The sequence below is a fragment of the Thermotoga profunda AZM34c06 genome, from assembly GCF_000828675.1.
GTDB lineage: Bacteria > Thermotogota > Thermotogae > Thermotogales > DSM-5069 > Pseudothermotoga_B > Pseudothermotoga_B profunda.
In genome coordinates, this window is sequence record NZ_AP014510.1 from 816,165 (window position 1) to 828,483 (window position 12,319).

Below are 12,319 nucleotides of genomic sequence, written 5' to 3' on the forward strand. Positions count from 1 at the left end.
GGGTAGAGAAAGTGAAAGGCATAATTCTTTCTGGTGGTTCAGGTACAAGGTTGTATCCACTAACAATAGCTTTAAGTAAACAGCTCTTACCTGTGTATGACAAGCCGATGATATACTATCCACTTTCCATACTCATGCTTGCGGGGATCAGAGATATACTAATAATTTCAAATCCGGAATTCATAGAGCTTTACAAAAGATTGCTTGGTGATGGTGGGCATATTGGAATAAATATTCAATACAAAATTCAAGAAAAGCCAAGAGGGATAGCGGAGGCATTTATATTAGGTGAGGAGTTCATTGGAAATGATACGGTGTCGCTTGTCTTGGGTGATAATGTTCTTTTCAGTCAAGGTTTAACGTCCGTACTTCAAAAGTGTGTAAAACTTCAGAATGGAGCAATAATCTTCGCATACCCGGTTAGGAATCCATCCGATTTTGGTGTAGTTGAGTTTGATAAGGATGGAAAAGTCATTAGTTTGGAGGAAAAGCCGAAAAATCCACGTTCAAATTTTGCGGTGCCTGGAGTTTACTTTTACGATAACCAAGTTGTTGAGATAGCCAAATCAGTAAAACCATCAGCACGTGGAGAGTTAGAGATAACGGATGTGAATAGAGAGTATTTAAGAATGGGCAAACTTAGGGTAGAGGCCTTTGGAAGGGGCTTTACTTGGCTTGATACCGGGACTCCGGAAAGTTTGTTAGAAGCTTCAAACTTCGTTGCCACAATTCAGAGGATGCAAGGTTTTTATGTGGCTTGTATAGAGGAGATAGCTTACAGGATGGGATTTATAACAAGAACGCAGCTGTTAGAACTTGGGGAAATGATGAAGAATACAGAATATGGGAGGTATATTCTTGAAATAGCGAGGGGAGAAGAATGATAAACGTTACTAGAAGTATGATGCCGGAATTTGGAGAGTATGTTGAGAAGATAAAAAAGCTTTGGGATACGCGATGGTTAACGAACAACGGTGAGTATTTGGTAGAACTTGAGAAGAGTTTGGAGCAACGTTTTGAAGCTAAGTGTGTTATTGTGTCGAATGGCACACTTGCACTGTTGATAGCGCTTGAGTTGTTTGATTTTCCAATAGGTGCGGAAATAATAACAACACCATTTACATTTGTTGCAACGGCAAGCTCAATAATATGGCAAAGGTACAGACCCGTGTTTGTTGACATTGAACCTGAGACGTTTAATATTGACCCGAAAAAAATAGAGGAAAAAGTAAGTGACAGGACAACAGCAATACTTCCGGTTCATGTGTTCGGGAATCCATGCAATGTTGAAGAAATAGACGGGATAGCACGGAGGAACAATCTGAAGGTAATTTATGATGCCGCACATTGCTTTGATGTGTATTACAAAGGTAAGTCCGTGTATGCTTTCGGCGATGTATCGATAGCCAGTTTCCATGCAACGAAAGTATTTCATACGATAGAAGGTGGGGCGATATTTACAACAAATGAACAACTAGCAGAGCGTGCAAAGATGTTAAGGAATTTTGGGTTCAACAAGGATTTGCAGATAGTGGATAAAGGCATAAATGCGAAGATGAACGAATTCCAAGCAGCGATGGGATTGTTGAATTTGGAAATCGTGGATGAAGAGATAAGAAAACGCAAGGAAAGATACGAAAAATACGTTGAACTGTTGAGAACAGAGAACGTCAACTTTCAAAGATTGAATTCCGGGATAACGAAATACAATTACATATACATGCCGGTGCTATTTGAGAATGAACAAAAACGTGACCTTGTGTACGAGAATTTGAAGGAGAACGGTGTAAACACAAGAAAATATTTTTATCCGTCGTTGAACAGGGTTTTCGGAGATCAGAACTTACCTGTATCGGAAGATGTCTCGAAAAGGATACTTCACCTTCCTTTGTATGGAGATTTAGAATTCGAGGAAATAGATAGAATAGTGGGGACGATAAGAAAAGTGTTGAAGGGGGTATAGAGTATGAAGACATCATTTTATACAGAAGAAGAACTCAAAGAAATAGGTTTTAAATCAGTAGGCAAGAATGTTTTAATAAGCAGGAAAGCATCGATATATGGTGCCGAGAATATTGAAATAGGAGATAATGTGAGAATAGATGATTTTGGCATACTGTCCGGGAGGATAAAACTCGGTAGTTTTATACATATAGCGGCTGGGACATTCTTGTTCGGCGGAGACGCAGGAATAGTAATGGAGGATTTCTCTGGATTATCAAGCAGAGTAGCCGTATATACTCTTAATGAAGACTACGGTGGAGAGTTTTTGACAAATCCAACGGTACCGAGTAAATACAGGAAAGTTACACATGCACCTGTGTTGATAAAAAGACATGCAATTATTGGAACAGGAACAACAATACTGCCTGGTGTAACAATTGGAGAAGGGGCTTCTGTTGGTGCCATGAGCTTGGTAACGAAAGATATACCAGATTGGGTGATAGCGGTTGGTATTCCAGCAAAACCGATAAAGGAGAGAAAGCGAAATCTATTGGAACTTGAAAAGGAATTACTAAGAGAATTGAACAGAGGTGAGTAAGTTGACGGTCCTTGTTACTGGTTGCTGTGGTTTCATAGGGAGTAATTTTGTGTATTACTATCTTGAGAGATATAAAGATCGAAAGATTATAGGGCTTGATAAGTTAACGTATGCGGGGAATCTTGATAATCTTTCAAAACTTTCTGATGATCAAAAGGAGAGGTTTGTGTTCATAAAGAGTGATATAAATAATACCGAGTTAGTTGAACATATATTCCAAACGTACGATATAGATGTTGTTGTAAATTTTGCTGCTGAGAGTCATGTGGATAGGTCTATATATACGCCGAGGGTCTTTTTGGAAACCAACGTACTCGGTGTTCAAAATCTTTTAGATGTTGCAAGGAAGTATTGGAAAAGTGAACAGGGATGGAAGAGTGGTAAAAGGTTCGTCCAGATATCAACAGACGAGGTCTATGGCAGCTTGGGACCAACTGGCAGATTTACCGAGAGCACGCCACTTTCACCGAGAAGTCCGTACTCGGCAAGTAAAGCTGCAGCAGATATGTTGGTATTAGCGTACTATGAAACATATGGTATGCCTGTTAATGTCACCAGGTGTTCCAACAATTATGGACCGTACCAATTTCCAGAAAAATTGATACCGCTAATGATAATAAGTGCAAAGGACCACAAACCGCTGCCCGTATATGGAGATGGAAAGAACGTAAGGGATTGGATCCATGTAAGAGATCATTGCAATGCTATAGATAAAGTGATTCAGCAAGGTAAAGTAGGGGAAATATATAACATTGGTGCGGAAAATGAAAGGGAGAATATATGGATAGTCAAAAAAATAATAGAACTGGTAAGGGAAGAAACAGGTGATGAGGAGATAAACGAAAGCTTGATAAGATATGTGAAAGACAGACCAGGACACGACAGAAGATATGCAATAGATAGTGGCAAAATCAGAAGGGAACTTGGTTGGCAACCAGAAATAGATTTTGAGGAAGGGTTGAAGGATACGGTTAGGTGGTATTTGAGTAATGAATCTTGGTTTGAAAAGATACTTAGTGGTGAATATTCGAATTGGTACGAGAAAAATTACGTTGTCCAGAAGAGAGTTTAGGATAGTTAAATAGATAAACAAAAAGGTGAAAAGGGCAATGAGTAAAGAGCGTTATTTGAAATCTTTTGTTAGTTTTTCTGTAGGTACATGGGCTAATGCACTTTTGTCATTTATTACAACTCCAGTAGTTACCTTTCTTATCTCACCTAAGGAATTCGGAAAGGCAAGTATTTATACTTTAGTATACTCTATCTTACTAATTGTAGTCCGTTTGGGAACAGAGCAGTCTTATGTGCGGTTTTTCTACGAGTTTTCCGAAACCGATCGAAAGAAACTTTTATGGAATTGCATGTGGCCAGGGTTATGGTTGCTTGCTATGATTTCGATTGTGTTGATGTTTTTCTCACGCAACATTTCGAAACTGATTGTAGGTGAGTGCGATAGTAAGATAATTCTTCTTTTGATTTTTTCACTTTTCACGGGTCTTCTGCAAATTTATAACATGTACTCAATCAGGATGAAGCAGATGGGATGGCGGTATTCGTTTATACAAGTATTATTTAATCTTTTTAATTTTGCCGGTGTTCTTTCTTTTTCACTGATCTTCGCCAGGAATTTTTATTCTATTGTTGTTGGGCAAATTGTTGCCAATATTGGTGCGTTTGCAATAGGTGTCGCATTTGAAACGGATTATTGGAAACCTGTTAAGTGGCAAATGGATATTTTGAAAAAGGTTGTTTTGTATGGCATTCCGTTTGTACCAACCTCCTTGTTACTGTGGGTTTTTCAATCTATCGATCGATTAACCCTTCGAGCAATGACGTCTTTCGATGAAGTTGGTCTGTACACCGCGGCTTTCAAGGTTGTCAGCGCAATGAACTTGATCCAGGCTGGTTTTACAACTTTTTGGGTCCCGGTATCATACGAACAGTTTCAGAAAGATCCAGACGACAAGCATTTGTACAAGAAGATGAATGAAATCATTTCAGTCTTGATGTTTTTATTTGCAAGTGTTGTTGTACTTGGTAAGGATGTTATTTTCTTGATTGTTTCAAGAAATTATAGACCCTCGGCATACATTGCACCGTTTCTTGTTCTTGGGCCGGTTATGTATTCTATATCCGAAACAACGGTTTTGGGTATTAATTTTATGAAAAAGACCTACTGGCACTTTGTTATTTCTGTGTTTACAAGTACGACAAATGTGCTGGGAAACATTTTGCTTGTACCACTACTTGGTGCAAAAGGTGCGGCAATTTCAACGGGATTAAGTTATGTGTTGTTCTTTACTTTGAGGACAAAGATAAGCACAAAGTTGTATCCGGTGGATTATGAACTTGGAAAGATTTATGCATCAACGGTTTTGTTGGTATTTCAATGTTATTTTGCGACGATGAATAGGAATTTGTTGTTGAATGTGGTTGTTGGTTTGTTAACGGTTTGTGGTATAGGATTAGTTTATAGAAAAGTGTTGTTGAGAGAATCTAAGGAAGCGATTGTAATGTTGAAGAGGTTTGTTAACGAGAGACGAAGAGGCGTATGAACTTTAAGGTTATATGAAACAGGAGGAAATCATATGAAAATCCTCGTGATAGGGTACATGCATCCTAAAAATGATAAAAGGGTATTTCGAACGGTAAGAGCATTGTCAGAAAGGTGCGAGGTGATCTATCAATACTGGACAGACAAAGATGAGAAGGAGTACGTCGATGGTAATGTCAGATATATGCCAGTGAAATACACGAAAAATACAAAGGGCAACTATATAGTGGAATACATGAGAAGGATAAAGTTTGACAGATTAATTTTGGATATGATCGAGAACTTTGAATACGATGTTGTGTACTTTCACCATTTCTTGGCAAGTTTGCCCGTTAAGGCTTTTGAGGTGGCAAAGAGAAGAGGAAAGATGATTGTATACGATGTGCACGAGTATCACCCTGAAAATTTCTTGAATGCGCTAAAAGGGGTCTTAAAGTATTTGAAAGAAAAGGTTGTATTGAATATATTCAAAAAACAATTGACTTTGTCAGACAAGGTTATTTTTGTTTCCAAAGAAATGCAGGAAGATGTGTACAAAAGGCTTTCAATTGACAAGCCCTATCTTGTTTTTCCAAATTATGCAGATGATGTGTTTTTCTCGGAGAAAAGGGAGAAGGAGATATGCATTGTTGGAAAAGTATCGAGGGGTATGGAACATGAGAAGGGAATTTTGAAGAAGTTAATTGAGCACGGGTTTAGGGTCAAGTTAATAGGTATGGATTTGGGTGTGCTAAGTGATATTCCACATGAGTACAAAGCCTTTATGCCATACGAAGAGATGATGAAAGAACTTTCAAAATGTACTTTTTCCCTTATTTCGTACAATACGATCGGCTATGAAAATTACAAAAACGATATATTCGCACTACCAAACAAGTATTACGATTCACTTGCAGCTGGAGTGCCTGTTATAGTGAAGAATACGTTTGTGTCGATGGTAAAAGAAGTAGAGAAGTACGGCATAGGTGTGGTGATTGATCCTAAGGATGTAAATGGTTCTGTGAAGAAGATACTGGATGCTTATGAAAATTACCAAGCATTGATTAATAATGTGAAAAAATACCAGCACATGTTTGTATTTGATGAGGCGAAAAAAGACGAGCTCTTGAGTTTTATCTTAAGTTGAGGTTATCTGTTGTCGAGCCTGTACGGTGTTTGTCGAGCTTGTCGACGGTGACAAGATGAAGATTTTTTACCACAACATGCCAAGTGTCCACAGGGGTATTGTGTTTCTTATGGGAAGATCGATATCATCTCTAACGACAAAGTCACTTGATTTTGATCGTTTATTTTTTCCCCAGATTTCAAGCTTTACAACTTTTGCACCTTCGAATATGAAATCTGCCTCCTCTTCATTTTTGCTGGCTAAGATCTTTCCCCTCTCTTTAAGTGCAAAGATTGTGAAGGCTTCTCTGAAGTTTCCAATTTCCCCTTCAAGGGCATAGTACAAGGCTGGATCGGCAAAGAAAATCTTCGCGCCCTTAGAGTATGGCTTTTCAATCTTGTCTTTGTAGGCTATATTTATCACGCCGGATTCTTCCATAGCGTGAAGAAGTTCGTACAATTTAGGCTTTCCTATAGCCCACTGCCTGCACATTGATTCGACGTTAAATGTTTGGATTTTAGAGTATGCAAGGTGGCTGATTATCGCTTTCATCACTCCAAAGTGATTTTCATGAACAACGTTTAGCAGGTGTGTTATGTCGTAGTATATCGTTTTTTCAAGGGTGTTCAATAGCTTCTCTTTGAAATTCCCTTCGATGTAGAACGGTCTGGTGCCTTTTTCGCGATAGTCTTTGAAAAAGTTCAATATGTCTACTTGCCTTAAGATTTCAGAAGTGTATTCGGCGAGGTTTTCGAACGGTGAATCTAATACTTCTAAATCAATGCCCGCTTCGAAATGTATGTACTCTCTTAGAGACATCAATGGAAGTTTCAAAAGCACAAATCGCCTTGAAAGATCGTCCACGCTTTTTCTCAGTAACACAGAACTACTGTCGGAAATCCAGATCGTTTTGTTTGGAAAGGAATCGTACAAGAACTTCAGCATGGCGGACCAATTTGGCATAAAGTGAATTTCGTCGATGATAACACCCGGGTAGTTTATGAGAATCGTTTCGAGTAAATCTTGCAGAGGTACAGTTAAAAGGAGCGGATCATCGCCCGAGATATACAACAAGTTGTGCCTTTTTGCCATGAGAAGCAGGAAGGTGGTTTTGCCAACACCTCGTGGACCATGAAGTAGTATTGCCCTGTTTTGAAATTTCGCTTCAAGCTGCTTGAAAAACAATCGTTTCCTTTCTGGCAAGAAGTTTGTTAGCCTTGTTGTACGTAGTTCAAGCCTTTCAATTATTTGATTTAGATCCATCCTAACACCTCCTGGATATTGTTCAAAACTGATTGTATCATAAATAGTTTTAATGTAAAACGATTTATTACAAAGAACACTATTATAGTTTTATATCAAAACGAAAATAACTTATTTCAGTTTTGTATTGAAACGATTTAGGTACTGTCAGGCTATAAATATTGCCGAAAGGTTGATAAATGAATCCAAGCAAGAGAAAGTTTAGTTTCTTCTTTTGCCAGTTGTTGAGTCTGTCCAGTGTTTGGAGTACAAAATCCCTTGATTTTGAGGATTTCTTTTTCCCGATGATTTCTAATTTAATACCTTCAAAGGCAAGATATCCTTCCTCTTCGTTAAAGAACTCTGGTTGCAAGCGGAAATAGACTTTGAAGGAGGATTGAAAAATATTGTGGTTCATTTGGGATTGCAATAGTTTTTTCTATGAGTTTTCTGAAATAGATTGAAAGAAGCTCTTGTAAAATTGCATTTAGTGTGATTTTCAAGAAAGAATTGAAAAATTTTCAGATAATCAATTTTTGTCTATGAGGGAAGATGAAAACATTATGGATTTAAATCTTTTATCTTTCCAAATGTTAAGGATACAATCTTTTTGTGGGCCAGCGAGCACGGAAAAAGAATCCAGAAATTTACTTTCTTGTTGTGGGAAAGCAAGAACCATTACTTTGCATCGTCTTCTGCTTTGTTGATCCTCGGACCTGATGAAAGTCTTTCAAGTGTCTCACTCATATGCATGTTTGTCATCGTGATGTTTCGTCAGCGCGTTAATGTTTCGGAATTGTTGGAAAAAATTTTAGGTTTTTTGGATACGACCAGAGAACAATTTGATTGATAGCTACAGAGGGGGTATAAGACATGAAATTTGAAGATGTTATAAAACTCATAGAGAAAAAGGACTTTTCTGCGGCAAAACAGCTGGCACAAAGTATAGAAAGCGATATCGAAAGGTTGAATATCCTTGGAATAATCAATTTCTATGAAAATAACTTAGACGATGCACTTAAGGATTTTAAAAACGCTTTGGAAATCGCTCCAACTCACAACGATGTGTTATTCAATTATGCAAAAGTATTGTTTGAAAAAGGCGAATATTTTGAATCTTGGAGGTACCTTACAAGAATAAGTGACAAATCATGGGAAATTTGGGATATGCTTGGAGATACTCAATTCAAATCAGGAAACATGCCAATGGCTCTTCACTATTACAAGAAAGCCTACGATATGTCCAATTTATCAGAATTGAAAACTAAGTACGATTCCTTGAGAAACCAATACCACACAGGAAAGAAGTTTGCCATATTGTGCCTCCCGGGACTTGATAACTTTATTCACAATATATCCGAGATATTATCACATGTATATGACGTAAAACTGGTGGTAAGCGCTGATTCGAAGGAGATTCAGGAAGCTTACAGCTGGGCAGATATAGTCTGGCTTGAATGGGCAAACGAAATGGCTGTTGCGATAACAAACAACCTTCCGAAAGGCACAAAAAAGATAATTTGCCGCCTACACCGTTACGAAGCCTTCGCAAATTATACAAGAAACATAAATTGGAAAAACGTGGATAGGTTGATACTTGTTGCCGAACACATAGGTGATGTTTTAAAAGAATATCACTCAAATGCCTATGAAAAATTTCGTGATAAAATTGTCGTCGTGCCAAACGGTTTGGATCTTTGTAAATTCGATTTTAGACCACGTGGCCACGGATACAACATAGCTATCGTTGCACTGATAAATCATAGGAAAGATCCAGCCGCTTGGCTTCAAGTAATAGGCTATCTCAAACAAATAGATCCACGTTACACACTGCATATAGCTGGTTCCTTTCAAGAAATTCACTACCAGAATTATTTTGAACATTTCATTAAAGAAGCAGACCTTGAAGAGAACGTCAAACTCTACGGGCACATTAAAGACATAGCCAAATTCTTGGAAGATAAAAACTATATTCTGTCTACGAGCATCCACGAAGGTCATCCGTACAACATAATGGAAGCAATGGCAAGGGGCATTAAGCCTATCATTCATAATTATGAAGGAGCTAAAGTGCAATGGCCAGAAAAGCTTGTGTACAACTTCATCTTTGAAATTCCGAAGATAATAGAATCTGAGTACTCTTCAGAAAGATATAGAAAACATGTGGAGGACAATTATTCTCTTGAAAGGCAGATGGAGAAAATACTATATTTGATTATTACTCTATAAGGAGGAAAAAGAACTATGGCTTCTTTAATGGATTATTTGAGTGGAAAGGAATTTTCAAACGGTCTTCAAATATCTTTTCCAGATCAACCTTATACAACGCGATTAGAGTTTCTTGAAAAGCTCTGCGTGAGTAAGCGAGTTCTTCACATAGGTTTTGCGGACCACAAAGATGTGATTAATGAGAAAATCAAGAACAATCTCTGGCTTCACAAAAGGCTTTTAGATGTCTCACAAAGCTGCTATGGAATAGATATTAATTGTGACAGTGTAGAGTACGTGAGGAAAGAACTTGGAATCTCTAATGTGTATTGTCTGGATATAATAACCGAAGAACTTCCTACGGATCTTTTAGAAAAGAACTTCGACATAGCAATTCTCGGTGAAGTTATCGAACATGTTAACAATCCAGTATTGTTCCTGAGTAAAATAAAAAATAAATTGTCACTTATTTGTCGCTCACTGGTTATAACAACTCCCAATGCACTTAGATTGGCTAATTTTGAATTTGCACTCCGTGGAATTGAAACAATCAACACGGACCATCGGTATTGGTTTACACCTTATACACTTATGAAAGTAGCAACTGAAGCTGGTTTAGTGATACAAAACTTATATTTCGTCAATAGCTATTACAACCAAAAAGACTTTTACCTTCTTTCCAAAATTCCTATTCTCAGAGAGGATCTGGTTTTGATTGCGCAGATTTGATTAAAACAAAAACCCCCACTGTATTAGCAGAGGGGGTTGTTTGGGATATATCAAGCCTGGGCATTACCTACTCTCGCAAGGGGTCGCCCTACCATCGACCCGTAGTTGAACTACCTGACAAGTTCATATCTGGAAGGAAGAGATTCTCAAATGAGAGATTGAGGAAATTAGGTTGGCAACAGAAGGTACCACTGAAAGAAAGGTTGAAAGAAGTGATAAGGTGGTATGAGGGGATAATGAAATGAAAGTGGTGGTTCTTGGAGCAAGTGGATTCATAGGACAGAATTGGTGGAGTATTTACTTAAAGGTGGTTTTGAAGTTGTTTCTGTTTACTTTACACATGCAGTTGAATATTCAGGAACGATAAGTTATGAAAATTTTCTTCAGATTGGTGGAAGAATAGAAGCGGTAATATTTGCAGGAGGCAATTCTAACCATAATATTGAGAACAAACATTTATTTGAAAGCAATAGAAAAAGGCAGCAAATATATACAAGAAATTTTAGTTCATAATGTGTTGAGTGATCCAGAAGATTTGACAGAAAAGTTTGAATTACTTATGAAACCAACTGATTATCCAGAAAATCTTTATGGGGATGGACAAGCTGGAAGAAAAATCGCTGAGTTGATTGTTCGATATAACAGCAACTGATGGAAATTCAAAACATAAATACTACGCATAAAATGACTATCTTTCTTCTGATCGTGTTGATCATGCGATGGCTGCTTGGTACGATACCTGATTGGAGTTCCTGTTGTGGTGCCACAGGTCACAGTGGATGAAATCATAGGTACGGGCTTGGTGAGAGATGAGAAACTGTCAAACAAAAAACTCGCATTGAAGATATTGGAAGAGTGTGTGATTTTTAGTCCCAACCGCTTCTAATGTATTAATCTTATTTGTGTTATATGCTTCAATGTTGTAAAATATACACTGTGATCCGCACATCTTCCGGAGGTGAAAACATGAAGAAATTTTTCTTTGTCTTGCTCATGGGTTTGTTCTTTGTGGCATTCGCGGCACAGTGGCCATCACAGCTGAGGTTCGTCTCTGGTCCGTCCGGAGGAACTTGGTTCGCACTGGGTGGTACGCTCGCAGGTATATGGAGCCAAGCAGTTATATCCACGACCAGTGGCACAGGTGGTGGTACTGCCAACATTTTGACTATCTCCAGGAGTCAAGCAGATCTAGGGTTCACCACATTGTCTGGTTTCACAGCCGCAATCAAGGGATTAGACCCCTTCAAAGAACCGGTGAAAGGCACCATGCTGCTTGCAAACATCTACAGGCAATACGCTTACTTTATTATGAGGAAAGATTATGCGACTAAGAATGGCATCAAGACTTTGGGAGATGTTATAAAGAAAAAGTTGCCCATCAGGTTCGCAACGCTCACGCCAGGTACCACATCAGAGTTCGTCACACGCGTACTGTTTGAAAAAGGTTACGGTGTCAGCTGGTCAGACATCAAATCTTGGGGTGGCAGGGTTGAGTTTGCTTCTTACACAGATGGCGCTAATTTGTTGTGTGACAACCATTTAGACATGTTCGCGTTTCAAATCAGTCGTGTGGCTTCCGTCGTCATGGACATAGAGAGCAGAATCGATGTTGTCATCCTTCCAGTGGATGATGAGGCGCTCCAAAAATTGGCCCAGTACCTGGGAACTACGAAGTTTTACATAGAACCAGGTGTCTACAAGAGTGTCACTGAACCCGTTTCGACTGTTGGTGATTATGTGTGCATAGTAGCCCGCGAAAGTCTGCCAGAAGATTTGGTCTACAAACTGGCTGAAGCGCTTTGGAACAACAAAGAACAGATCGCGAAAGCTTTCGTGGACGTGGCTGAATTGAATCCGAGTGAAGCCATCAGCGAGGGTGTGCCTGCACATCCAGGTGCAGTGAAGTTCTGGTCAGAGAAAAATCAGAAGTGAAGTGTGA

Annotated in this window: 14 protein-coding genes and 1 pseudogene; 12 read left to right on the forward strand and 3 right to left on the reverse strand. The window is 38.6% G+C overall.

The window, feature by feature from the left end; translation table 11 throughout:
• Positions 1 to 11 precede the first annotated feature (11 nt).
• The 6 genes from rfbA to TSP02S_RS03955 are packed head-to-tail and all read left to right on the forward strand — an operon-like array spanning position 12 to position 6,222.
• The gene (rfbA, locus tag TSP02S_RS03930; protein WP_041082049.1) at positions 12 to 884 is read left to right on the forward strand and encodes a glucose-1-phosphate thymidylyltransferase RfbA; all 873 of its coding nucleotides are present in this window, start codon (positions 12 to 14) and stop codon (positions 882 to 884) included.
• Positions 881 to 1,963 (forward strand): DegT/DnrJ/EryC1/StrS family aminotransferase, encoded by a 1,083-nt coding sequence (locus TSP02S_RS03935; protein WP_041082051.1) that lies wholly within the window; start codon positions 881 to 883, stop codon positions 1,961 to 1,963. The genes rfbA and TSP02S_RS03935 overlap by 4 nt, the downstream gene beginning before the upstream one ends.
• A 3-nt stretch (positions 1,964 to 1,966) precedes the next feature.
• Positions 1,967 to 2,542, forward strand: coding sequence for an acyltransferase (locus tag TSP02S_RS03940; protein ID WP_041082052.1), 576 nt, complete (start codon positions 1,967 to 1,969; stop codon positions 2,540 to 2,542).
• A 1-nt stretch (position 2,543) separates the two neighbouring features.
• Entirely contained in the window at positions 2,544 to 3,614 is a 1,071-nt protein-coding gene (gene rfbB / locus TSP02S_RS03945; RefSeq protein ID WP_041082054.1) for a dTDP-glucose 4,6-dehydratase, read from the forward strand.
• A gap of 25 nt (positions 3,615 to 3,639) precedes the next feature.
• A complete protein-coding gene (locus TSP02S_RS03950; RefSeq protein ID WP_171816316.1) occupies positions 3,640 to 5,097 on the forward strand; it encodes a lipopolysaccharide biosynthesis protein in 1,458 nt (485 codons plus the stop codon).
• 33 nt (positions 5,098 to 5,130) lie between these two features.
• Positions 5,131 to 6,222, forward strand: a complete 1,092-nt coding sequence (locus TSP02S_RS03955) for a glycosyltransferase (RefSeq protein ID WP_041082058.1) — start codon at positions 5,131 to 5,133, stop codon at positions 6,220 to 6,222.
• Positions 6,223 to 6,288: 66 nt separating this feature from the next.
• Here the strand turns inward: TSP02S_RS03955 and TSP02S_RS03960 are convergent, their stop codons facing one another.
• The 3 genes and pseudogenes from TSP02S_RS03960 to TSP02S_RS11200 all read right to left on the reverse strand — a co-directional run.
• Complete coding sequence (locus TSP02S_RS03960) at positions 6,289 to 7,464, reverse strand: ATP-binding protein (RefSeq protein ID WP_041082060.1); 1,176 nt, start codon at positions 7,462 to 7,464, stop codon at positions 6,289 to 6,291.
• A gap of 332 nt (positions 7,465 to 7,796) precedes the next feature.
• Positions 7,797 to 7,946 carry a hypothetical protein gene (locus TSP02S_RS11100; RefSeq protein ID WP_232503761.1) on the reverse strand — a complete coding sequence of 50 codons (150 nt, stop codon included), beginning with the start codon at positions 7,944 to 7,946 and terminating at the stop codon, positions 7,797 to 7,799.
• A 181-nt stretch (positions 7,947 to 8,127) separates the two neighbouring features.
• A pseudogene (locus tag TSP02S_RS11200) lies at positions 8,128 to 8,205 on the reverse strand (hypothetical protein); the annotation flags it as partial.
• A 111-nt stretch (positions 8,206 to 8,316) separates the two neighbouring features.
• Here TSP02S_RS11200 and TSP02S_RS03970 point away from each other — a divergent pair.
• The 6 genes from TSP02S_RS03970 (at position 8,317) to TSP02S_RS03990 (ending at position 12,312) form a co-directional block, all read left to right on the forward strand.
• On the forward strand, positions 8,317 to 9,672 hold the full coding sequence (locus TSP02S_RS03970; protein ID WP_041082063.1) for a glycosyltransferase: 1,356 nt from the start codon (positions 8,317 to 8,319) through the stop codon (positions 9,670 to 9,672).
• Between the two features lie 15 nt (positions 9,673 to 9,687).
• Positions 9,688 to 10,380, forward strand: a complete 693-nt coding sequence (locus TSP02S_RS03975; RefSeq protein WP_041082065.1) for a class I SAM-dependent methyltransferase — start codon at positions 9,688 to 9,690, stop codon at positions 10,378 to 10,380.
• 241 nt (positions 10,381 to 10,621) lie between these two features.
• Positions 10,622 to 10,747, forward strand: coding sequence for a hypothetical protein (locus TSP02S_RS11170; protein WP_269763776.1), 126 nt, complete (start codon positions 10,622 to 10,624; stop codon positions 10,745 to 10,747).
• 48 nt (positions 10,748 to 10,795) lie between these two features.
• Entirely contained in the window at positions 10,796 to 11,032 is a 237-nt protein-coding gene (locus TSP02S_RS03985; RefSeq protein WP_144380720.1) for a UDP-N-acetyl glucosamine 2-epimerase, read from the forward strand.
• 108 nt (positions 11,033 to 11,140) lie between these two features.
• Entirely contained in the window at positions 11,141 to 11,266 is a 126-nt protein-coding gene (locus TSP02S_RS11175) for a hypothetical protein (protein WP_269763777.1), read from the forward strand.
• An 80-nt stretch (positions 11,267 to 11,346) separates the two neighbouring features.
• Positions 11,347 to 12,312 (forward strand): TAXI family TRAP transporter solute-binding subunit, encoded by a 966-nt coding sequence (locus TSP02S_RS03990; RefSeq protein WP_041082070.1) that lies wholly within the window; start codon positions 11,347 to 11,349, stop codon positions 12,310 to 12,312.
• The last annotated feature ends 7 nt before the right edge of the window (positions 12,313 to 12,319 follow it).